Raw genomic sequence first — 23,463 nt, forward strand, 5'->3', positions numbered from 1 at the left:
TAATAGCGGGAGGTGGGGTGGGTTGCACTGATTGTTTTTAGATACAGGATTTTTGGGGATCAGCCTTTGATTGATGGCATCAACTCAATCCTTGATCCTGACACCTAACTCCGCAGCAACAAACCGGTCAATGCGATCCCCGTCACTCTCGCCTCAGCCGCTTCACGGTCAGATACAGCGATTCAGTGAAAGCCTCGCTGTCATTTGAGTGGTGGCAGCGTCGATGGCAGTTTGGGCAGAGCGCCACAGCATTGCTGGTTCGATCAGACCCTTTATTTGCCAAGTGCTTAACATGGTGGACTTCAAGATAGGGTGAGTCATTTTTGGTGAACGGCGCAGGTTGCTTACATCCCTCGCATATACCTTTAGCCTTCTTTCGAACCCAAGCTCTAACTTTCGGGTCACGGATGTAGGCAGTGCCTGGTGATTGAGCACGCTTGGGCTTCAGAATCCCAGCCGGTTCATCTCCAAGTGGCAGTTTTTCCAGTGCTACCGCCCTTTGCTCCAGCGTTTCCTCGTCAGCAGTAGGAGCTGTCGGGTCTCCAGGCTTCACACCCTTTTCAATCAGCACAGCTCGAATTGACTGCTCAACATTTGAGCCAACGTTTCGGGCGGGTTTATATCCTTTGATAAATTCTCGATGCATTTTCATCAGAACGGCGGAGATGTTCTGCATCCGGAATTCGACCGAGCCTTTTGTTCGATTCGGTAGTGACGTTTCACGCAGGGCAAGATTCTCTGCGGTCTTAACAAATTTTTGACCGCGTTTCTCTAGCGCGAGCATTCTCAGATAGGCATCTACAGCGGCCCTAACCTCAGCAATGCTCCAATCGCTATCTTTGTTCGTTGTGCTCATAAAATCGCCGAGGGCTAAAAACCCTCGGACGATACTGAGTGGCCATCACTGCTGTCTAGGAAAACTCCTACAGATGTTAGCGATAGATCTCGCAAGCGATCCTACAAACACAACACCTAGCCCATCGAATGCTTTGACGACTGAAACATCTGCGAAACCTTTCGCCACCAAGGCTTAGGAACCGTTGCTCGCTTCTGTGTCTGATTTTGCAACAGATACGGCATGTCTCGGAGTCGAATCCAACTCTCATCCTGCCAGTGCAGGAGACTCACTGACATCTCCGGCCAATTTAGAAGACTCAACATAGGTCGATCCGAGTTCTCTGAGGATGCGGAATCGCGTAAGGCTGGCACCACCTGATGGGTCAGCCATTCGCGCAGCAAACGATTCCCAGGGACGTAGTGGTACACCAACAGTGCATACACGCCGGATTCACTGAGCATTAACTGCTTGTCAGGTTGCCGGTAATACTCAATCCACAAAAAACGATGCTGGTCCTTGTCCAGTTTGCTGACCATGCGATCACTGAGATGGACGCCCATCAAACGACCGATATCGCGTGCGCAAAACCATGGCTGGTTTTCGAGGAGGAGGGCGTGGAGAGAAAGCTTGTGTAGGGTGAAGAGTTTTGAATTGTGGGGTTCAGACATGGCGGGCCTCCTGTGCTGGAAGCATGCAGTCAGTGCTGATGTTGAAGCTGATTTCCTTCGTGCCGAAGGAGACATTCTTAGGCATATCCTTTTACCTCTGTGTGATGTCAGCTTTCTTAGGGCTGGGTGCCGGGAGCTAAGAAACCCCACACAGAGGGCCGGACATATTCCCCTTTCGGGTCTTGTATTCGCCCACTCCCGGCATAACAGAGTTTTTTATGCGCACGGGGAAACCGTAGGCACAAAAAAGCCGCGACTATCGGGTGCGGGCAATCCGCTGTGTGAGGTGTTTCTTAGGCACCTACGTGAAGCCTATGGGGGTAAGCAGGCGAGGTCAATCTTCAAATAGATTTAAAATTCTGATGTCCGGAATTTGACGATTTTCAGCGACTCTTCGTAGGTTGAAACCACTGGCGGTTGTTAATCAGACAGGAGCGCTTGTCAGCATCGCGGTGTACTTATAGAGACGTTTCCTATGCTTTTCGCTGAGGATGGTAGGCGCGCAGAGAAATGTAGAACGATTCGGGTCCGAAATGCTGATTTTTCCAAATCAAAATCTGCGACAGCACCATAGTGGCACAAGAGTGGCGGCTCAGTGTATTCTCGTCCAAAGATCACAGGATCTAAAAGCTCACAGGGAGAGGGCGTTATGTAATTAGCTCAATGATTGCTGTAGAAGCACCTTCGTTTTTAGTAATTGGCGAGTTTCTTGACAGGAGTGAATGTATGGATGCGATTATCGAGTTTTTTAAATCTGACCTTGGTGTGTCTATTTCTTGGATCTGTACTGTGGTTAGCACCGGTTTCTGTTTTTTTAAAACTAAAGAAAATAAGTCCTTAAAAGTTCAAATAAAAGGTTTGGAGATTAAGGTGAATAATTTAGGGGATGATACTGTTACCCAGTCCGGTGATGGGAATGTTTATACTAAGCAGAATTCTGGCGGAATGAAAATTAATATGTGATGTTACAGTGCTTTGGGGTTGGCGATGAGTGGCGTTACGAAAACAGTAGCTATAACACACTTGGCTGGGAACGTTAATATAGGCGATGCGCCTGAGTATCAGATTAACTCTGCTATTAATGAGTTGCTTATATGCCTCGCAAGTAAGGCGTCTCCATACGTTCGGCTTGACAGAAAGCCAACTGCGGAGACGGTAAGGAAAATTCAACATAATAACCTTCGTGCTAAATCTAATATAATAAAGCAGTACCTTGAGCACTCCTCAAAAATAGAGGAGGCATATGTGGATGTGGATGTGCTCATCCCTTTTGGCAAGGATATGATCCTGCAGAACCTTAATGGTTTTTATTGCTCTGCACTGGATGAGTTGAATATAGAGTATGTGTGTGAGTCTGTTGATATGGATAAGATTCGTGTCAACTCTATTTTCATTATTGACTTTGTGATAAGTAAGTTGCGTAACTTTGTTTACGAGTCGATGAATAAGCCGGCGTATAAAGAAAGCGTGGAGTTGGGGATTAATGTGGTTGTAGCTCACGCTTTTATTGAATGCGTAGTAATGGAGAATCCTGATGCTCCCTAGTCCAGGCTGTGATCCCGAAATTAACGTAGTGGTACTTGGTGCAAAGGTTTTAAAAAAGATCTCATTTGAGAGTGTAGAAATTGACTGGTTGTTAGAGAGTTTTTCTACTGAGGTTGGGGTTTCAGTAGATCATGTTATTTTAAGTCTAGATTGGCTTTACATGATTGGTGCGGTTTATATCGAAGGTGAAAGGATTCGCGCATATGAAATTAATTAGTATCGAGATAAAGGTTGATGGTGAGTCTAGGAGGATAGTTAATTTTCATGACGGGCTCAATCTTGTAACGAATCGGAGAGGTATAGGGCGGTCAGGGAATAGCGTGGGTAAATCTACGCTATCAAGAGTCTTTGATTTTTTGTTTCTAGGTTCAATTGACTCAATTTATATAGATGAGGAGTTTAAGCGTCCGAATCAAGAAATTGAGGATTTATTTGCCACGCATGATGTTGTTGCAGAGCTGGCATTTTTAGGGGTTGATGGAAAGCTACATCAGTTGGAGCGAAATTTTTCAATTGGTGATAAAAATTCTCGCTACATCTTTGATGGTGAGATGGTTGATGCGAAAGAGTATGAGAGCAATATACAAAAATATTGTTTCGATATTTTTACGCGTAGGCCAACCGTGCGATCTGTTGCTGCAAAGTTTGTCAGGAATGATAGCCATCGCATGCTCAATACAACTCACTTTTTAGATGTGCGTGCTGCTGGTAAAGAATACAGTGAGTTGTATTTGTATCTTTTTGGTTTCCAAAATACGGAGTTGCTTACTCAGAAGCGGGATGCAAGTAACGCGGTTGGCCGGCGAAAGCGGCAATCTCAAGCTCTCAATGCTTTGGTCAAAGAGCAAAAGCCGGCGACTGAAATTGGCAATGTTAAAAAGCTGGCAATCAAGTTGGAGGATGAGCTTCTCAAGTTTGATTATTCGCCTGAATATTCAAACCCGGTAGATCTTTTGCAGGAGATTCAAAGGGCAGAGGATGACGCTTTAAGTCGGCTACTGGCAGTTGATAGGAAGTTATTAAATATCGCTAAGACTGTCGAAATGCTAGATGCTGAGGAAGGTGGGTATCTAGGCTCTGAGTTGAGGGCGATTTATGAATATGCGGGTGTTAATGTTGATGGTGCGATTAGGGATCTAGAGTCAGTTGTCGGTCTTCATGAAACACTGGTTGGCCGGAAGAAGCAGTTTTTGGAAGTTGGTTTGTCTGGTTTGAAAGATGAAAAAGATGACTATAGTGATATTCTTAAAGTTCTTCAAGAGAGGAAGTTGAGAGTTTTTTCTGATATGAGGTCTACTGACAGCATAGCAAATATCACAGAGAAGTTGCGGGAGCTGGGAAGGGTTAAAGTAGAACTCGGAAAGCTTGAAGGATTGATGCTTCAACAAGGAAAGGCTAAAAGCGAATTGGCATTGGCGGAAGAGTTGCTGTCGTCAATTGTTGAAGAGATTGTTAAAGAGCTTAAAACTGTTTACGAGTTTGAAAGGGTTTTGGATTTAGAGTTTAAAGCTATCACTCGGGTCGTTCATGGAGAAGAGTATGGGGTTGACTTTGAGTTTGACGAGACCTCAGGTACTAGCTCTGTAGTTATAGAAAATGAAGTGACGAATCCAGAGGGGGGTAAAAAGAAAGCAGAAGTTATTGCTTTTGACTTTGCTTATATAAAAGCTGTTAATTTGTTAGGTGTAAAGCGTCCTAAGTTTGTGTTTCACGATAGTATTGAGGATATTGATCAGAAATAAATAGAAGAAATATTTATTTTGTCGAAGCAATTGCCAGGTCAGCAAATACTTTCCATGCTTTCTGATAAGTTTAGTGATGAAGTTTATAAGAGGTACGAGAGGGATGTGGTTCTATATTTGGATGATGGCGATAGATTTTTCAAAATATAGTATATAAAAAGGGGCTCTTAATGAGCCCCTTTTTAGATGATTAGTTCTGGCTTATTAATCCCAGCTCAACGCACCACCAGTTTGGTATTCAATCACACGAGTCTCAAAGAAATTCTTCTCTTTCTTCAAGTCCATAATCTCGCTCATCCAAGGGAACGGATTAGTGGTCCCTGGGTACTCTTCCTTCAAACCGATCTGCGACAGACGACGGTTAGCGATGAACTTCAGGTAGTCCTCCATCATCGCTGCGTTCATGCCCAGTACGCCGCGAGGCATGGTGTCACGCGCGTATTCGATTTCCAGCTGAGTGCCTTGCAGGATCATCTGCGAAGCTTCTTCCTTCATTTCGGCATCCCACAGGTGTGGGTTTTCGATTTTGATCTGGTTGATCACGTCGATGCCGAAGTTCAGGTGCATGGATTCGTCGCGCAGGATGTACTGGAACTGCTCGGCGACGCCGGTCATTTTGTTGCGGCGGCCCATGGAGAGGATCTGGGTGAAGCCGCAGTAGAAGAAGATGCCTTCCAGAACGCAGTAGTAGGCGATCAGGTTGCGCAGCAGTTCTTTGTCGGTCTCGACGGTGCCGGTGTTGAATTCCGGGTCGGAGATGGCGCGGGTGTATTTCAGGCCCCAGGCGGCTTTTTTCGCGACCGACGGGATCTCGTGGTACATGTTGAAGATCTCGCCTTCATCCATGCCCAGCGATTCGATGCAGTACTGGTAGGCGTGGGTGTGGATCGCCTCTTCGAAGGCCTGGCGCAGGATGTACTGGCGGCATTCCGGGTTGGTGATCAGGCGGTACACGGCCAGGGCCAGGTTGTTGGCAACCAGGGAGTCGGCGGTGGAGAAGAAGCCGAGGTTGCGCATCACGATGCGGCGCTCGTCGTCGGTCAGGCCTTCCGGGTTTTTCCAGAGGGCGATGTCGGCGGTCATGTTGACTTCTTGCGGCATCCAGTGGTTTGCGCAGCCGTCCAGGTATTTCTGCCAGGCCCAGTCGTACTTGAATGGCACGAGCTGGTTGAGGTCGGCGCGGCAGTTGATCATGCGCTTTTCGTCAACGGCGACACGGGCGGCGGAGCCTTCGAGTTCGGCGAGGCCTTCGGCGACGTCGAGGGAATCCAGTGCAGCCTTGGCGCGGGCCACGGCGGCCGAGTCTTCGGCGGTCACGGCGCGGGCTTCGAGGGCGGCGGCACCGCCGGCGCTGTCGAGGCGGTCCATGTTGGCTTCGCTAGCGTGGCCGGCGTTGGCGCCTTTCACTGCTGCTACTTCACTGTCTTCTTTGTCGAATTCGTCCCAGCTCAGCATGACGTGTCGTCTCCTGCGTGAGGGCCTGTGCCCGTGTGAAAACTGATTGTTGGTTTTTCACACGGCCGTACAGGCCGCGTTGGATGTCGTTTTTTGCAGCGGTGCTACGCAGGCAATAAACAGAAAATTTTTACGGGTTTCCGAGAGCCTCTGACGGGCGCAGGTCAGCGTTGTCGCTGCTGCGGGGCTTCAGAATGGCTTTGATCCCTGTAAGGGAATATTGCTGACCCGATTAGGGCGGCATTATAGGGAAAAAAACACGGGCGTGGGGGAGGGCGAAACAGCGCAGGGCGGTCGAGCGCGCGGGTGATTTCGATCGGAGCGAGGGTTTACAGGGCTTTCGCCGGGATTGGCCCCGGAGAAAATTTTTTCATTAATTTTTTGGCGTGTGATTGATTGCTCAAAAAACGAGCAAAAAACCGCGTTTTTCACTATATCTTGTGTTTTGCAACCCTTTTGCGCCGCTTCAAACACAACTGAGCCCGACCGAAGCCGGGCTGGAATCGACCCTCGATGTAGCGCTGAGTGATCCGATTCGGTGCAGTCTCAACGCATCAATTGGTGCAGCCGTTGCCCATGATGCTGTAACGCAGGATGTGACGCTGACCCTTGGAGTCGTCGTATTCCATTTTCGCCGGAACAACTTCGCAGACATTCGGAACTTCGCTCATGGAAACAACTTTGGCGATGTCCAGGTGAGTGGAGTAAGTGTATTCCTCGATAGCCGGTTGTTGCTGGGCGACATCAGTCGGAACCTCGTCTGCCATGGCGGTTGCGCACAGACTGCTGAGGGCCAGAACCAATAAAGCTTTCATTTGAAATTTACCTTCTTGAGGTCGAGTGGGGTCACGCAACCTTTTTGGGGTTGCGTGTGGAACTTCATCGTTTTGCTTTGTTACTTCAGAACTGGATTAACGGCCTTCGTGGGGGCTGTAACCTTGTTAATCGCTTTGCCTTGTCGGCGAGGTGAATTTTAGGGAGGTGGGGCAGGGGTAAACAGACCCGGTTTTGATAAACACCTTTGGCAGATTTGGTAACAATCCTTGGAGATGGTGTTACCAGCGCTGCGGCTTTCTCGGGAAACCGGGTCGTCTGAATCGCTGGCAGGCCAGCTCCCACGAGGGTTGCGGGGTTTGCTTCAGGGGTGTCTGTGGCATTTCTGGATGTTTTGTAGGGGCTTGTTACTACCATCGTCGAATGGTTCTATACGGGCGCCCCGGCTACAACAGGGTCATACAAAAACAACTATTACACCGAGGTAGGAAAGATGAGTGCGGCTTCCCTGTATCCCGTTCGTCCCGAGGTTCTGGCCAATACGCTGACCGACGAGGCGACCTACAAAGCCATGTACCAACAGTCGGTCGTCAACCCTGACGGCTTCTGGCGCGAACAAGCCAAGCGCCTCGACTGGATCAAGCCTTTCACCACGGTGAAACAGACTTCGTTCGACGATCACCATGTCGACATCAAGTGGTTTGCCGACGGCACCCTGAACGTTTCCTACAACTGCCTCGACCGTCATCTGGCCGAGCGCGGCGATCAGGTCGCCATCATCTGGGAAGGCGACGATCCTTCCGAAAGCCGCAACATCACCTACCGCGAACTGCACGAACAAGTGTGCAAACTCGCCAACGCCCTGCGTGGCCAGGACGTGCACCGCGGCGACGTGGTGACCATTTATATGCCGATGATTCCCGAAGCCGTGGTCGCCATGCTGGCCTGCACCCGGATCGGCGCGATTCACTCGGTAGTATTTGGCGGTTTCTCGCCGGAAGCCCTGGCCGGTCGCATCATCGACTGCCGCTCGAAAGTGGTGATCACCGCTGACGAAGGCATCCGTGCCGGCAAGAAGATTTCCCTCAAGGCCAACGTCGACGACGCCCTGACCAACCCGGAAACCAGCAGCATCCAGAAAGTTATCGTGTGCAAGCGCACCGGCGGTGACATCAAGTGGAACCAGCATCGCGACATCTGGTACGAAGACCTGATGAAAGTGGCGGGCACGGTCTGCGCGCCGAAAGAGATGGGTGCCGAAGAAGCGCTGTTCATCCTTTATACCTCCGGCTCAACCGGCAAGCCGAAGGGCGTGCAGCACACCACTGGCGGCTACCTGTTGTACGCAGCGATGACTCACGAGCGCGTGTTCGACTACCGTCCGGGCGAAATCTACTGGTGCACCGCCGACGTCGGCTGGGTCACCGGTCACTCCTACATCGTCTACGGCCCGCTGGCCAACGGCGCGACCACGCTGCTGTTCGAAGGCGTGCCGAACTACCCGGACATCACCCGGGTGGCGAAGATCGTCGACAAGCACAAGGTCAACATCCTCTACACCGCGCCGACCGCGATCCGCGCGATGATGGCCTCCGGCACCGCCGCCGTTGAAGGCGCGGACGGCAGCAGCCTGCGTCTGCTCGGTTCGGTGGGCGAGCCGATCAACCCGGAAGCCTGGGACTGGTACTACAAGAATGTCGGCAAGTCCCGTTGCCCGATCGTCGATACCTGGTGGCAGACCGAAACCGGCGGCAACATGATGAGCCCGCTGCCGGGCGCTCACGCGCTGAAGCCGGGTTCGGCGGCACGTCCGTTCTTCGGCGTGGTGCCGGCGCTGGTGGACAACCTCGGCAACATCATCGAGGGCGAGGCCGAAGGCAATCTGGTGATTCTCGATTCGTGGCCGGGTCAGGCGCGCACGCTGTACGGCGACCACGACCGTTTCGTTGACACCTACTTCAAGACCTTCCGTGGCATGTACTTCACCGGTGACGGCGCGCGTCGCGATGCCGACGGTTACTACTGGATCACCGGTCGCGTGGACGACGTGCTCAACGTCTCCGGCCACCGCATGGGCACTGCCGAGATCGAAAGTGCGATGGTTGCTCACCCGAAAGTCGCCGAAGCGGCGGTGGTCGGTGTACCGCACGACATCAAGGGGCAGGGCATTTATGTCTACGTCACCCTGAAAAATGGTGAAGAGCCGAGCGAGCAACTGCGCCTGGAGCTGAAGAACTGGGTGCGCAAGGAGATCGGCCCGATTGCTTCGCCGGATGTGATCCAGTGGGCGCCGGGGCTGCCGAAGACCCGTTCGGGCAAGATCATGCGCCGTATCCTGCGCAAGATCGCTACGGCTGAATACGAAGGGTTGGGCGACATCTCTACCCTGGCCGATCCGGGTGTGGTGCAGCATCTGATCGATACGCACAAGACTATGAACGTCGCGTAAGCGGCGGGTCTGAAGGCTGAAAAGCCCCGTCCGGCATTGCGCCGGGCGGGGCTTTTTGTTGTCTGGAGTTTATGGGTTGTTAGTGCTGGCCCCTTCGCTGGCAAGTCGAATCGTCGCACCGCAGCTCCCACAGGTTTTGTGGTGTGTTGGAGGTTGCGCGAGCAGCGTAGATCCTTGTGGGAGCTGGCTTGCCAGCGAAAGCAGTTTGTCATGCAAAGGTGCAATTCTTTGATGTAACACAAAACCCGCAGCCAATAATTATCGAATTGTTCCGTCAGCCCATTCCCACTGTTACCTGTCAGTCTTCAAGTAACCGAATGTGTAACCGCCCGCCCCGCAACGGGGCAATGAGAAACGCATCGCCCCGTTTTAGAGCCTCAAAACCCCCGGTGAAAAATAAGACATAACCCCGTGCTTGCCGGATTAGAAGGGTTTGCGAATAATAGGCCCGCAATTTGCAGCATAGATCGGTTCACTGTCTTTCGCTCTTGCATGAAATTGCAGGGCTGTCAATGTGCTCAAGCGGGTTTCTCGGTGCATCTGTAATTAGTTGTCGCATTGAAGAAATATCGGCTTCGGGCCTGTCGTTAGAATGCCGATCACTCGCTCGTCGTGGCTTGCGTTGAAGCCGTCGCGGTTTTGACTGGAACTGTCCCACGCACGCAGCAACCGATTTCGTTACACCCATTCGCATATTGGGCTGTCGCTCACTCTGCCGTTTTTGCCCTTTACCGATGGAGTCCCAAGATGAAGAAACTTGTGCTGCTTGGCGCCCTGGCACTGTCCGTGCTGTCCCTGCCGACGTTCGCCGATGAAAAGCCTCTGAAAATCGGTATCGAAGCGGCTTACCCTCCATTCGCATCCAAAGCCCCGGACGGCAGCATCGTCGGTTTCGACTACGACATCGGCAACGCGCTGTGCGAAGAAATGAAGGTCAAGTGCCAGTGGGTCGAGCAAGAGTTCGACGGTCTGATCCCGGCACTGAAAGTGCGCAAGATCGACGCGATCCTGTCGTCCATGTCGATCACTGACGACCGCAAGAAGTCCGTGGACTTCACCAACAAGTACTACAACACCCCAGCCCGCCTCGTGATGAAGGAAGGCACTCAGGTCAGCGAAGGTCTGGCTGAGCTCAAGGGCAAGAACATCGGCGTACAACGGGGTTCGATCCACGAGCGTTTCGCCCGCGAAGTCCTGGCCCCGCTGGGTGCCGAGATCAAGCCGTACGGCTCGCAGAACGAAATCTACCTCGACGTGGCCGCCGGCCGCCTCGACGGCACCGTGGCGGACGCTACGCTGTTGAATGACGGCTTCCTGAAAACCGACGCCGGCAAAGGCTTCGCGTTCGTCGGCCCGGCGTTCACCGACGTCAAATACTTCGGCGACGGCGTAGGCATCGCGGTACGCAAGGGCGACGCCCTGAAAGACAAGATCAACACCGCCATCGCGGCCATCCGCGAGAACGGCAAGTACAAGGCAATCCAGGACAAGTACTTCGACTTCGACATTTACGGCAAGTAAAGACGTCGCTCGACCCGTCCGAAATGGCGCAAGCAACAGGATTTCTGCGGTTTGCGCCATTTTTTCATCCCAACTTTCGAGGACCTGAATCATGTTGAAAGGCTACGGGGCTGTCATCCTCGATGGCGCTTGGCTGACGCTTCAGCTCGCCTTGTCGTCCATGGCCCTGGCCATCGTTCTCGGGCTGATCGGCGTCGCGTTGCGCCTGTCGCCGGTGCGCTGGCTGGCGTGGCTGGGCGATCTGTATTCCACGGTGATTCGCGGGATTCCCGACCTGGTGCTGATCCTGCTGATCTTCTACGGCGGTCAGGACCTGCTCAACCGCGTCGCGCCAATGCTCGGCTATGACGACTACATCGACCTGAACCCGCTGGCCGCCGGTATCGGCACCCTCGGTTTCATCTTCGGTGCGTACCTGTCGGAAACCTTCCGCGGCGCGTTCATGGCGATCCCCAAAGGTCAGGCCGAAGCCGGCATGGCGTACGGCATGAGCAGCTTCCAGGTGTTCTTCCGGGTGCTGGTGCCGCAGATGATCCGTCTGGCGATTCCGGGCTTCACCAACAACTGGTTGGTCTTGACCAAGGCCACCGCGCTGATTTCCGTGGTCGGTCTGCAAGACATGATGTTCAAGGCCAAGCAGGCGGCCGACGCCACCCGCGAGCCTTTCACCTTCTTCCTCGCAGTGGCGGCGATGTACCTGGTGATCACCAGTGTCTCGTTGCTGGCGCTGCGTCACCTTGAGAAGCGCTACTCGGTAGGCGTAAGGGCGGCTGATCTATGATCTTCGACTACAACGTCATTTGGGAGGCCCTGCCGCTGTACTTCGGCGGTCTGGTCACGACCCTCAAGTTGCTCGCGCTGTCGCTGTTCTTCGGCCTGCTCGCGGCCCTGCCGCTGGGGCTGATGCGTGTGTCCAAGAACGCCGTGGTCAACGGCGCGGCCTGGCTGTACACCTACGTGATTCGCGGCACGCCGATGCTGGTGCAACTGTTCCTGATCTACTACGGTCTGGCCCAGTTCGAAGCGGTGCGTGAAAGCTTCTTGTGGCCGTGGCTGTCCAGCGCAACGTTCTGTGCGTGCCTGGCGTTCGCGATCAACACCAGCGCCTACACCGCCGAAATCATCGCCGGCAGCCTGAAGGCCACGCCGAACGGCGAGATCGAAGCGGCCAAGGCCATGGGCATGTCGCGCTTCAAGATGTACAAACGCATCCTGCTGCCATCGGCCCTGCGCCGGGCGCTGCCGCAGTACAGCAACGAAGTGATCATGATGCTGCAGACCACCAGTCTGGCGTCCATCGTGACCCTGATCGACATCACCGGCGCGGCCCGTACCGTCAACGCGCAGTTCTACCTGCCGTTCGAGGCGTACATCACCGCCGGCGTGTTCTACCTGTGCCTGACCTTCATTCTGGTGCGCCTGTTCAAGCTGGCCGAGCGTCGCTGGCTGAGCTACCTGGCCCCGAGGAAGCACTGATATGGAACGCATCGACCACACTCTGCCGTGGAGTCATTTGGGCAGCGAGCGCCGGATTTCGGTTTTTCGTTTCGGTAGCGGCGAGCGCAAGGCCTACATCCAGGCCAGCCTCCACGCTGACGAACTGCCCGGCATGCGCACTGCCTGGGAACTGAAAAAACGCCTCGGCGAACTCGAAGCCAAGGGCCTGCTCAACGGCGTCATCGAACTGGTGCCGGTGGCCAACCCGCTGGGTCTCGGCCAGTTGTTGCAAGGCAACCACCAAGGGCGTTTCGAGGCCGGCAGCGGCAAGAATTTCAACCGTGATTTCGTCGAGCTCAGCGCCCCCGTAGCCGCCAGGCTGGAAGGACAACTCGGTGATGATCCGCACGCCAATATCCGTCTGATCCGTCAGGCAATGGCCGATCACCTGGCCGCATTGCCCGAGGCCAGCAGCCAGTTGCAAGGCATGCAGCGCATCCTGCTGCAACATGCCGCCACCGCCGATGTGGTGCTGGACCTGCATTGCGACTGCGAAGCCGCGCTGCACATGTACGCCTTGCCGCAACACTGGCCGCAGTGGCGTTCGCTCGCCGCGCACCTGGACGTGAAGGTCGGTTTGCTGGCGGAAGACTCCGGCGGCAGCTCGTTCGACGAGGCCTGTTCGCTGCCGTGGCTGCGCCTGTCGCGGCTGTTCCCGGACGCGCAGATTCCACTGGCGTGCCTGGCGACCACCGTTGAACTCGGCGGTCAGGCTGACACCACGCCGACGCAGGCCGAAGCCTGGGCCGAAGGCATTCTGGCGTTCCTCGCCGAGCAGGGCCTGATCCGTGGCGAGTGGCCGAGCGCGGCGCACGAGCCGTGCGAAGGCATGCCGTTCGAGGGCACTGAATTGCTCCTGCCGCCGCATCCCGGAGTGGTGAGTTTTCTGCGCAAGCCCGGCGAGTGGGTTGAAGCCGGTGACAAGATTTTCGAAGTGATCGATCCGCTGTCGGATCGGGTCAGCACGGTGTGTGCTGGTACGTCCGGGGTGCTGTTTGCCATTGAGCGGCTGCGTTACGCCCAACCCGGTTTCTGGCTGGCCAAAGTGGCGGGGCGCGATGCGCTGCGCGACGGCCCTTTGCTCAACGACTGACTGTTTTTGTGAGAACCGACCGCATGTACAAACTTGAAGTCCAAGACCTGCATAAACGCTATGGCAGTCACGAAGTGCTCAAGGGCGTTTCCCTGAAAGCGGCCGCCGGCGATGTGATCAGCATCATCGGCTCCAGTGGCTCCGGCAAAAGTACTTTCCTGCGTTGCATCAACCTGCTCGAGCAGCCGCACGCGGGCAAGATCCTGCTCAACAACGAAGAGCTGAAACTGGTGGCGAACAAGGACGGCGCGCTGAAAGCCGCTGATCCGAAGCAGCTGCAACGCATGCGTTCGCGCCTGTCGATGGTGTTCCAGCACTTCAACCTGTGGTCGCACATGACCGCACTGGAAAACATCATGGAAGCGCCGGTTCACGTGCTGGGAGTGTCCAAGGCCGAAGCCCGCGAGAAAGCCGAGCACTACCTGAACAAGGTCGGCGTGGCTCACCGTAAGGATGCGTTCCCGGGGCATATGTCCGGTGGCGAGCAGCAGCGTGTGGCAATCGCCCGTGCGCTGGCGATGGAACCGGAAGTGATGCTGTTCGACGAACCGACTTCGGCCCTCGACCCGGAACTGGTCGGCGACGTGCTGAAAGTCATGCAGGCCCTCGCTCAGGAAGGCCGCACCATGGTGGTGGTGACCCACGAAATGGGCTTCGCCCGTGAAGTGTCGAACCAGTTGGTGTTCCTGCACAAAGGCGTCGTCGAAGAAAGCGGCAACCCGCGTGAAGTGCTGGTCAATCCGCAATCGGAACGTTTGCAACAATTCCTCTCGGGCAGCCTCAAGTAATCGCTCCCGTTATGCACCAGATTAGGTCATGCTGCGCAGCGCGCCAGATGGTCTAATTTGGTTGCAGCCGATTTCGGTTTTTCCCTCTGTTTACGTTTCGGATCGCCCGCCATGACTGCCCATCGAATTGGTTTCCTGATTTGGCCCAGCACTAAAGCTCTGACTTTGGCGCTGGCGGAGGAGGCCTTGCGTGTTGCCCAGCGTGTGCATCCGGATGTGGTTTACGAATTGTCGTTCCTGCAGGCCGAAGCACCGATTGACGGTGAGTGGCAACTGCCCGGCGAACCCTGGGCCGGCAAACTCGAAAACTTCCAGAAACTGTTCCTGCTCGCCGATGAGCCACCGACGACTTTGGCGCCGGCACTCAGCAGCGCGCTCAAGCAATTGGTACGCGCCGGTTGTGTGATCGGTGGTTTGTCGGCTGGCGTGTATCCGCTGGCGCACCTCGGTCTGCTCGACGGCTATCGCGCAGCGGTGCACTGGCGCTGGCAGGACGATTTCGCCGAACGCTTCCCGAAAGTCATCGCCACCAGCCATCTGTTCGACTGGGATCGCGATCGGCTGACGGCATGCGGCGGTATGTCGGTACTCGATTTGTTGTTGGCGGTACTGGCCCGTGACCACGGCGCGGAACTGGCCGGTGCAGTGTCCGAAGAACTGGTGGTCGAGCGCATCCGCGAAGGCGGCGAGCGTCAGCGCATTCCGTTGCAGAACCGTCTCGGCTCCAGCCATCCGAAGCTCACCCAAGCGGTGTTGCTGATGGAAGCCAACATCGAAGAGCCGCTGACCACCGACGAAATCGCCCAGCATGTGTGCGTGTCCCGTCGCCAGCTGGAGCGGATCTTCAAGCAATACCTCAACCGCGTGCCGAGCCAGTATTACCTGGAACTGCGCCTGAACAAGGCCCGGCAGATGTTGATGCAGACCAGCAAGTCGATCATCCAGATCGGCCTGTCGTGCGGTTTCTCCTCGGGGCCGCATTTCTCCAGCGCCTATCGCAACTTCTTCGGCGCCACGCCGCGGGAAGACCGCAACCAGCGGCGCAGCAGCAGCCCGTTCGAGCTGTCCTCGGTGCCGCCCGAGCGCGGTTGATTCCGGGTATCAGCGCCTCGAGGGCGCTGATACTCCAGGTCTTGCTCAGTCTTCGATATTGACGACGGGCCGTATGACCTGGGGCGGATGATCGAGAATGCCGTCGACGTTCAGGGTGTTGCCCGTCTCCTGGAAATAGGCTCGGATGCGGTTCATCGCACGCATGGAAAAGGGGTTGCCACGTAAATCGTAGCGATCACCGACATAGGCCGGTACCTCCATCAGTTCGTCCGGCATTTCGCTGATTTCATTACCTGACAGATCGATTTCCATCCAGTTGAAGTTGCCAAGCGCACCCTTGGGAATTTCGCGGATGCCGGTCGTGCTCAAGTCCAGATCGGTCAGTGCCTGCAGGTTGCTCAGGTCGGGAGCCAGTCCAAGCGGGTTGTCTTGCAGGTGCAAGAGCTCGAGAGTGTGCAGCCCCGCCAGGCCGTGCACATCGTTTGGCGTCAGGGTGATGTTGCATTCCGGCAGGCTCAGCGACGTCAGACGCCCCATCCTGAAGATGGCTTCGGGGACGGTTCTCAGGTCGTAGCCTCGGATATCGAGGCTATCAAGACTGGGGAACGCCTCCAGGAAACGGCCGATGCGCGGCGAGTGATCGCTGACACTGAGCAGGTACAGATCCGATACGTGGCCGAATTGCGCCGTCAGTGTCGGCAGTTCACCTCGTAGCGGCAGGCTCGACGCGAAGCGGTGATCTTCGATATCCGCGCCTTCCAGCGGTGTCTTGCGCCAGCAGGTCAGCAATTCCTCCTTGAAACGCGCACGGTTTTGCTCTTCTTTCAGGCGCTCCGCGGCGTCGAGTGGCTGGCCGCTGATGTCATTGACCGGCAGGTCGGCCTCCCATGCCGCAAGATCACCCAGCAATGTTGCCAGTTCGGTTTCAAGACGTGTCAGTTCGCTCCGCCCATCCGCCAGCGAGCCGTCCAGTCGGTAGACGAAGGCGCTCGCCTGTTCGTCGTCGAGGGCGGGGTACAGGGTCTGGACTCGGATCAGGTCTGTCATTTCGGCCATGACCCCAAGGTCTTCGCCGTTACGGCGATAGTAAATCTTGATCCGGTCACGGGTGGCGGCATTCAAGGGATTGTCGCCGAAGTCATAGCCATTGCCGACGGCTGCCGGCAAGGCGAAGACATCTTCGGGAAGCTCGGTGATGCGGTTGTTGTTGAGTACAACCGTTTCAAGCGCGGGGTGGTTCAACAGCCCCGCGGGAAGTTCGGTGATGGCCGTCGCCGACAGGTCGAGGTACTCCAGTGCTCGCAGGTTGCGCAAGTCAGGCACCATGCCCAGTGGATTGCGATACAGATCCAGGCTTTTGAGTCGGGTCAGCATTCCAAGAACGGTGTGGCCTTCGCTGTCCAGCACCACGTCGCAGTCGCTCAATGCCAGCTCCTCGAGTGCAGGCATGCGGGTGATCGGTTGTGGAATGCGTCCGAGCGCCAGTTCGCGCAGCTCCAGGGTTTCGAGGCCGGGAAAACAGTGCAGAAAGCTGTCATTGATCCGCAGTTGTGAATTGCCATGAAGCGACAGCGCCGTGACGTGGCTGAAGTCAGTGCTCAAGGTGGGCATGTCGCCGATGAACGCAAGATTGAGGCTCAGCGTCACAGCTCGTGTTTCCGGATTCTCCTCCAGACGCTCGCGCCAGAACGCCTCGAGTTCCAGGCGAAAGGCCTCGCGTTCGGCACGCTCGGTATCGCGTTCGATTTGACTGAGTACTTCATCGGTAGCGGGGAAACGCTCGGGAATATCGCCCACCCAGCGGTGCAGGGCTTCGACCAGTTGCTGCAATTCCGATTCCCAGCGGGCAATCTGCGCACGCCCTTGCTCGATGGTTCCAGGCAGCAGGTACAAGACGCGTTCGGCATCCTCGCGATCCACTGACGGGAACAGTTCTATGAGCCGGTCCAGGTCTTCGTTGGGCATGGAGACGCCGAAGTTTTGCCGGTGCTCCTGGAAGCAGACTTTGACCCGATCGCGAGTGGCCGGGGTCAGCGGGTTGTCGGCGAAGGTGAATTGTCGGGGGGTATTCACCGGAATATCGAACAGGTCTTCGGGCAGTTCGCTGATCCGGTTGCGATCGAAGATTGCGACAGTCAGGCGCGGGTGTGTGAGCAGGCCGTCCGGCACGCTGGTCAGTTGGGTATCGACCAGACGCAAATGAATCAGTGCCGGCAGGCTGTCGAGAGGCGGAGGCGTACCCAGCGGGTTGCGACTCAGATTCAGATACTGCAGGGCATTCAAAGAGGAAAGGATGGTCTGGCCAGGCGAAGTCAGTGACAACCTGCAGTTTTCCAGGATCAGGCGTTGCAGCGAAGGCATTCGTGCGCAGGCTCGCGGGATCTCTGCGAGGTTGAAATCATGCAGTTCCAGATGATGTAAGCCGGTGAAAGACCCCAGAAAGGCGTCGGTGGCGCTCAGGGTCGTACTTCCATGCACTGACAACTCTGCAATATGGCTGAAGTCCGCCGACAACCGAGGCAGCTCGCCGATGAACGTAAGCGTCGTTATCAGGGTGTCGTGCCGCTGCCTGGGGTTGTCCGAAGACCGCATGTGCCACAACCGCTCCAGTTGGTCGGCAAAGGCTGTTCTCCTGGTGTGCTCGACGAACATCTCTGTCGGGCTCAACGGTTGACCGCTGACCGGATGAGAGGCGGGAATCGCGGTCTTCCATTGTTCGAGGTCCGCGACCAGTTGTTCGATTTCCGCCTTCCAGTGCCTGAGCAGGATGCGGCCCTGTTCCAGGTCGCCGGGCAAACCATAGAAGACGTCGCTGGCTTCCTCGGTGTCCAGGGCGGGGAACAGGGCTTTGGTGGCTGCGATATCTGCTTCATCGGCAGGTATGCCGAAATCCGGACCGATTTCCCGAGAGTAGGTCTTGATGCGTTCCCGGGTCTCAGCGCTCAGCGGGTTGCCGGAAAAATCAAATCCTTCGCTGACGGTGGCCGGCAGTTGAAAAAAATCCTCGGGAAATTCGCTGATCCGATTGTCACTGACGATGGCCGTTTTGAGGTTCGGATGGCGAGTCATGCCGACTGGCGCTTCGTTGATTCCCGTGCTGGAAAGATCGAGGTAGTTGAGTTGGCTCAAGGCGCCGACATCGGGTGAATCGCCCAATGGGTTGCCGGGCAACTCAAGGGAGTCCAGCGCGGGCATGGCGGCCAGTGCCGCTTGCGCTTCGGCACTGAAGGTCACGCCGCAATTTTTCAGGACCAGCGCTTCGAGAGCTGGAAGGCGGGCGAGCGTTTGTGCAGTCCGGTCAAGGGTGAAATCGCGCAGAACCAGCGTAGTCAACCGCGGGAAGCTGGCGAGGAATGAAGATGTGGAGGTGATCGATTTGTTGCCACTCAAGGACAACGTGCGGATGTGACTGAAATCCGCGCTCAGCACGGGCATGTCTCCCATGAAGGTTGCCTGCGCATTCAAGGTTTCGGCCCGTACCAGCGGCTGAGTCGTGGAACGGTGGCGCCATAGCCGTTCGAGGCGCCCGGCGAACGTTTCCCTGGCAAAGAGTTCTTCCAGTCGTTCATTGAGGGTCAGTGTCTCGCCACTGAGTGGATTGCGGTCTGGAATGTCCCGGACCCATCTGGCCAGATCTGCGGTCAGACGGGTTATTTCGGCTTCCCATCGTTCCAGCTGAAGCCGGCCTTGGGCGAGAGAGCCTGGAAGTCGGTAAATCAGCTCGCTGGCCTGGCGATCGTTGAGGTCGGTGAACAGCATTTTGGTCCGGTCGATCTCGGGTTGCTCTGGCCGCACGCCCATGTAATTGCCGGTGCGGTTGAAATAGACTTTCACCTGTTCACGCGTAGCACTGGAAAGTGGATTGCCGGCGAAATCGAATGTCGCCCCGGTGCTGGGCGACAGCTCGAACAGCACACCGGGCAGCGAAGTGATCTGATTGCCGGCCAGCCAGGCGCTTCTGATGCGCGGATGATCCAGCAGCCCGCTAGGCAGTGCGGAAATGCCGGTATCCATGAGATTGAGATAGGTCAGCGCAGAAAGGCCGTTGACGTCCATCGTGATACCCAGCGGGTTACCCTGCAGATCGAGCGCCGTCAGTTCGTTGAGTGACGACAGCAGCAGCTGGTTTTGTGGGGTGAGAACGACGCCACATTGGCGCAGTCTCAGTTGTCGCAGCGAGCGCATCGTCTGGAGACTTTGCGGCAGGTCGTCCAGGTCGAAATGGTTCAGGGCCAGGCGTTGCAAGTTTGGAAAACGCTGGAGAAATGCGTCGACGCTGCCGGGATTGTCTGTGCCGGTCAGTTCCAGGTTGGTGATGTGATCGAAACTGGCGCTCAGGACGGGCAAGTCTCCCGGCAGTGGCTCTGAAAACAACAGACGGAAACCGGTCGCTTCCGGGGTTTCTCTGCGCCAGCATTTACGCAGAAGATGGGCGAACAGTTGGCGGTCGCGCAGGCTGGCCATCTGCCGGGCGAGGGACGCAGAGCCCCCTGTCTCCGGATTGTTGGGAACAGCGGCGTGCATCCACTGATTCAGGTCGCTGTCGAGCTGGGCGTATTCGAGGCTGAGCCGCGACAGTTCTGCATTCGCCCCGTGAGGGTGGGCTTGCAGTCGCGCGACCATGTCCTGCAAGTCGCCCTGCAACAGGCTCGGGTACACCTGCCTGATGCGGTTTTCCAGAGTGCGCGGGGTGCGCGGCGTTTCTCGGGCGTAACCTTGTGCCCCGGTTAGGCGCAGAGTCTCGATGGCCGGCGGGGAAGGGGGTTCGTTGACAATCGTCAGGCGCAGATCACTGCGTGGCAGCGGATTGTCACGCAGGGCCTGCCTGAGCTTTTCACCTTCACCGATGTGCAGGTTCAATGCCTGGCGCTGGGCGTCCGGCAAGGCTTGCAGAACACAGGTGTAGAAATCGGCGGTCCCCTGCAACTCCAGACCGTGCTGGTCATACGGCTTCCATCGACCGTTGGCGTCGAGTACCAGTACCCTCCTGATGGCGGCCGATTCGGGACCCGTGCTGTCGAGCAGTAGTCCTTGCGGGGATCCGGAGCGTACCTCCAGACGCACGTCGCCAGACCAGCCCGGTAATCGCTGGAGGCTGTGCAGCGCCAGGGTGTCGGAGTCGGGGTTGCTCACCGAATCCAGCTCCAGCCCTTCGTAGGCGCGAGTCACCCGCAGTTCATGCCGGGCCTCTTGCGCCAGTTCCTGTTGCCGAGCGGGCCAGTTTCCGGCTTCGATCTCCAACAGTTCCGAACCCGTGGCGGTATTGAGCAGCGCTTCGCTGATTTTTGCGGGCAGGCGGGGTTCGTGCAGGGCCACGGTTCTTGCCAGCGGTTCATCGCGGTGTTGAAGCGTCTGATAGCGCGTCTCGAACAAGGCCGTGCGTTCAGTTGTCGCGATCTGCGTCAGGCGGGCACGCAGGTTTCGGGTGCGTACTTCGAGGGCGATCACCTGGCCGAATTCCTCTTCAAGCAGCGTATTGATTTCGTGGTTGTCGAGGGTCTGCAGCAGAGTCTTGAGCAAGTCGCCGTCGGTCAGTCTGTTCTCATGGATGTCCGTCAGCGGCAACTGTTGATCGGTGGAGGATTGCCAGACGACGTCGCCCTGTTCGCTGAACAGGCGCAGTCGTCTGCCGGAGGGCCACAGGTGCTGATCCTTGAGAAGCTGGAGTTGAATCAGCGGATCGGCAGTGAGGTAATCCTCGGCCTTGCTGCTGCCGATCCGGTCGATGAAATCCTGCAAGTCCCGATCAATCAGAAAACGCTGGAGACTGTCGGCCAGCAAGGGCGGCATGGGCTCGCGGTTCATGTGCATCCTGCGCAGGACGTCTTCGTCGCAACCGCTGACCTCGAGCAGCCGTTCGCGTCGCGTCGGGGGCAACGATTCAACACTTGGACCCAGGCGCTGCAATACCGTCGCTCTGTCCCATTCCAGCGGGCGCTCGAGTTCGGTATGGAAGGCGCCTTCACCGTTATGGAAAACGGTCGGGCGATACGCGTCCGGTCGGCTCGGATGTTCGATGTATAACTTGTCCGGCTGTCCCGAATGGCTGACGGCGTAGTGCCCCTGTTCGGCCGGCAGCCATTTGCGGCCTTGATACTCATGCAGGCCGGACGGGTCCGGCACGCTGCGGTCGGGCGGCAGGGCCTGCTGTTCGTAGGGCTTCAGGTCCGGCTTCCAATACAGCGTTTTGCCATTGCGTAACTTGACCGGCCGGAAACGATCGATGAAGGCCACGACGGGGGCCGGCAGAACCCTGGGAAGTTCGGCCAGGGCGATACTGCCGCCAATGCCGAAAGCGCCGAGTTGCACCAGGGATTCCAGCGCGGCGAAGAGCTGCTCTCCGGCCTCGGTGGCCAATCCTTGAGCCCAATCGACAATGCCCTCGAATACCTCGTCGAGAAACTGATAGGCCATGTAAGCCATCATCATTTCACCCAGGAACGGTATGAAGGGCAGCACGACAAACGCGGCAATCTGGAGAATCGATGTCGCCACGCTGACAAAGTAATCCCATCGTGCCCAGCGGGCATTGCGGTCGACAATCGCGGTCGGGACGGCAAGGGTGGCGGCATCGTTGAGTATTTTGTTCAGCTTGCGTTGATAAAGGTGTTCCGACAGGTCGCCAGCGATGGCGCTGATCGCCAGCTGCAACTTGGGGTGCTCAATGGGGGTATCGCGCCAGGTGGGCTGCGGGTTGCCGGCTTCGGGGGCGTGCCATTTCACATGGCTCAGGCGCCGGTTCAGCTCGGAGAAGAATTGCCCCCGCTGGGCATGGGCGACGAATCCGCTGAAAAATTGCTGGTACTGCGGGGAGCGCAATTGACGGGTGAGTTCCTTCTCCAGTTCGGCGGTCGAGGCATAGTATTTGACCGGGTGCTCAGGGTCGCCTGGCACGTAGGCCACCACGCCTGCCGGTGTGCCTGCCTGTTCCAGGTCTGGCGCAAAAATCACGATACCTGCCAGCTCCGCCGACATCATCGTCAGATCGTGACAGCGCAGGGTCTGGCCGTTCACCCGCATGCCCTGCAAACCGTCGCTCAGGCCACCGATCAGGCGATACCAGCGTTCGTCGATATCCCGGTTGAGGCGCGCCAGCTCAAGCGCGGCTTTGAGACCTGCGATCTGGGTCGCTTTGACCTTCGGGGTCAATTCAGCGGCCACGACCGGATCGGAGATGCCGAGGCTGGTTTCAAGGTAGCGCTTGTAGCCTGCGCCGATATCCAGCTCCCGGCACAGGCGAGTGAAAGCAGGTATGCCGATTTGTGCGCCGAGCGCCGGCCGTGTCTCGAACTGTCCTGTGGCCGACGGTTTGCTGATGAAGCAGGAGTCGCTGTCGTAGGCGTCGGCTCGTGTTTCATGTTCTTCGAAGTTGTGCAGCGCCGCGTCCAGCAAGGAAACCGTCCAGACCCGTACGCCGGTGCGGATGGAAAGGCCGGGCGGCGTGATCGGAATATAGAGGCGCAGGAAAGTTGCCCTCACGTCCAGCTCAAGTCCGTAGCGTGATTTCAACCCGGTTTTCAGCAAGGGTTCGGCAAAAGTGTGGGCGTCCTGCACGCCTTCCAGCAACTGATCGACACTGTTTTGCACCTGCATGTGATCTGCGATGGCGGCGCGTAGCGCGAGGTGTTGTGCCCGTGGTGCCAACTTGAATGTGTCGGGAATTGTGCTGCGCGCATTTTTCAGTGCGTCGCGCCTGGTTTGCGAGGACTTGCCCAGCCATTCAGGGATGCCATTGAGAAGGGGTTGATAGTGTGGCGGCGAATGAAGCGGGGCGTACTCGGAAGCCAGAGGAGGCACGGGTGGTTTTTCGGTCGGTGATTGCATGGTGATTGCGCCTTGGCGTCTGGAAAAGTGCCAAGCGAATCAAAATGCGCACGATGAAGTGCGGTACATAGTTATCGCAGCGACACGCTGTGGAATTGATATCCTCGCAGGCCTGCTGCAATTGTCGTCGACGGTTTAAACTGCGCCTTTGCGACGGTATATGTCGCATTGCCGTAAACCCGGGAAAATCCGGGGTTTGCGCTATAAGAAGTTGTC

Annotated in this window: 16 protein-coding genes; 11 read left to right on the forward strand and 5 right to left on the reverse strand. The window is 56.5% G+C overall.

Annotated features, from left to right (window positions below; translation table 11 throughout):
* Window positions 1–142 precede the first annotated feature (142 nt).
* Both L6D74_RS27635 and L6D74_RS27640 read right to left on the reverse strand, forming a co-directional pair.
* Window positions 143–856, reverse strand: coding sequence for an HNH endonuclease (locus tag L6D74_RS27635; RefSeq protein ID WP_236191272.1), 714 nt, complete (start codon window positions 854–856; stop codon window positions 143–145).
* 116 nt (window positions 857–972) lie between these two features.
* Window positions 973–1,506, reverse strand: a complete 534-nt coding sequence (locus L6D74_RS27640) for a BRO-N domain-containing protein (protein WP_236191273.1) — start codon at window positions 1,504–1,506, stop codon at window positions 973–975.
* Between the two features lie 726 nt (window positions 1,507–2,232).
* Between L6D74_RS27640 and L6D74_RS27645 the strand changes: the two genes are divergently transcribed.
* Genes L6D74_RS27645 through L6D74_RS27660 form a run of 4 tightly spaced genes read left to right on the forward strand, consistent with a single transcriptional unit; the run spans window position 2,233 to window position 4,793 of the window.
* Window positions 2,233–2,469 carry a hypothetical protein gene (locus tag L6D74_RS27645; protein ID WP_236191276.1) on the forward strand — a complete coding sequence of 79 codons (237 nt, stop codon included), beginning with the start codon at window positions 2,233–2,235 and terminating at the stop codon, window positions 2,467–2,469.
* A gap of 24 nt (window positions 2,470–2,493) precedes the next feature.
* Window positions 2,494–3,051 carry a hypothetical protein gene (locus L6D74_RS27650; protein ID WP_236191278.1) on the forward strand — a complete coding sequence of 186 codons (558 nt, stop codon included), beginning with the start codon at window positions 2,494–2,496 and terminating at the stop codon, window positions 3,049–3,051.
* Window positions 3,041–3,268 (forward strand): ABC-three component system middle component 6, encoded by a 228-nt coding sequence (locus tag L6D74_RS27655; protein WP_236191280.1) that lies wholly within the window; start codon window positions 3,041–3,043, stop codon window positions 3,266–3,268. Before L6D74_RS27650 ends, L6D74_RS27655 begins: the two co-directional genes overlap by 11 nt.
* Complete coding sequence (locus tag L6D74_RS27660; protein ID WP_236191282.1) at window positions 3,255–4,793, forward strand: V-type ATP synthase subunit I domain-containing protein; 1,539 nt, start codon at window positions 3,255–3,257, stop codon at window positions 4,791–4,793. Before L6D74_RS27655 ends, L6D74_RS27660 begins: the two co-directional genes overlap by 14 nt.
* A 204-nt stretch (window positions 4,794–4,997) precedes the next feature.
* On the opposite strand, the gene L6D74_RS27665 is transcribed toward L6D74_RS27660, so the two are convergent.
* A complete protein-coding gene (locus L6D74_RS27665) occupies window positions 4,998–6,248 on the reverse strand; it encodes a ribonucleotide-diphosphate reductase subunit beta (protein ID WP_007951068.1) in 1,251 nt (416 codons plus the stop codon).
* A gap of 554 nt (window positions 6,249–6,802) precedes the next feature.
* Complete coding sequence (locus tag L6D74_RS27670; RefSeq protein ID WP_011335542.1) at window positions 6,803–7,063, reverse strand: DUF2790 domain-containing protein; 261 nt, start codon at window positions 7,061–7,063, stop codon at window positions 6,803–6,805.
* Between the two features lie 452 nt (window positions 7,064–7,515).
* Here L6D74_RS27670 and acs point away from each other — a divergent pair, with 452 nt between their 5' ends.
* The 7 genes from acs (at window position 7,516) to argR (ending at window position 15,462) form a co-directional block, all read left to right on the forward strand.
* Window positions 7,516–9,471: an acetate--CoA ligase gene (acs, locus tag L6D74_RS27675; RefSeq protein ID WP_007951065.1), complete on the forward strand. Its 1,956-nt coding sequence runs from the start codon at window positions 7,516–7,518 to the stop codon at window positions 9,469–9,471.
* A 747-nt stretch (window positions 9,472–10,218) separates the two neighbouring features.
* Entirely contained in the window at window positions 10,219–10,992 is a 774-nt protein-coding gene (locus L6D74_RS27680; protein WP_011335541.1) for an ABC transporter substrate-binding protein, read from the forward strand.
* Window positions 10,993–11,083: 91 nt separating this feature from the next.
* Window positions 11,084–11,773, forward strand: coding sequence for an ABC transporter permease (locus tag L6D74_RS27685; protein WP_007951063.1), 690 nt, complete (start codon window positions 11,084–11,086; stop codon window positions 11,771–11,773).
* Window positions 11,770–12,468, forward strand: coding sequence for an ABC transporter permease (locus tag L6D74_RS27690; RefSeq protein WP_039772064.1), 699 nt, complete (start codon window positions 11,770–11,772; stop codon window positions 12,466–12,468). Before L6D74_RS27685 ends, L6D74_RS27690 begins: the two co-directional genes overlap by 4 nt.
* A 1-nt stretch (window position 12,469) precedes the next feature.
* Entirely contained in the window at window positions 12,470–13,582 is a 1,113-nt protein-coding gene (locus L6D74_RS27695) for a succinylglutamate desuccinylase/aspartoacylase family protein (RefSeq protein ID WP_236191284.1), read from the forward strand.
* A gap of 23 nt (window positions 13,583–13,605) precedes the next feature.
* Window positions 13,606–14,370: an ABC transporter ATP-binding protein gene (locus L6D74_RS27700; protein WP_003227281.1), complete on the forward strand. Its 765-nt coding sequence runs from the start codon at window positions 13,606–13,608 to the stop codon at window positions 14,368–14,370.
* A gap of 111 nt (window positions 14,371–14,481) precedes the next feature.
* Window positions 14,482–15,462 (forward strand): transcriptional regulator ArgR, encoded by a 981-nt coding sequence (argR, locus tag L6D74_RS27705; protein WP_236191286.1) that lies wholly within the window; start codon window positions 14,482–14,484, stop codon window positions 15,460–15,462.
* Between the two features lie 45 nt (window positions 15,463–15,507).
* Here argR and L6D74_RS27710 read toward each other — a convergent pair whose 3' ends face one another.
* Window positions 15,508–23,247, reverse strand: coding sequence for a dermonecrotic toxin domain-containing protein (locus L6D74_RS27710; RefSeq protein ID WP_236191288.1), 7,740 nt, complete (start codon window positions 23,245–23,247; stop codon window positions 15,508–15,510).
* Window positions 23,248–23,463 lie beyond the last annotated feature (216 nt).

It is taken from the genome of Pseudomonas pharyngis, assembly GCF_021602345.1.
Lineage (GTDB): Bacteria > Pseudomonadota > Gammaproteobacteria > Pseudomonadales > Pseudomonadaceae > Aquipseudomonas > Aquipseudomonas pharyngis.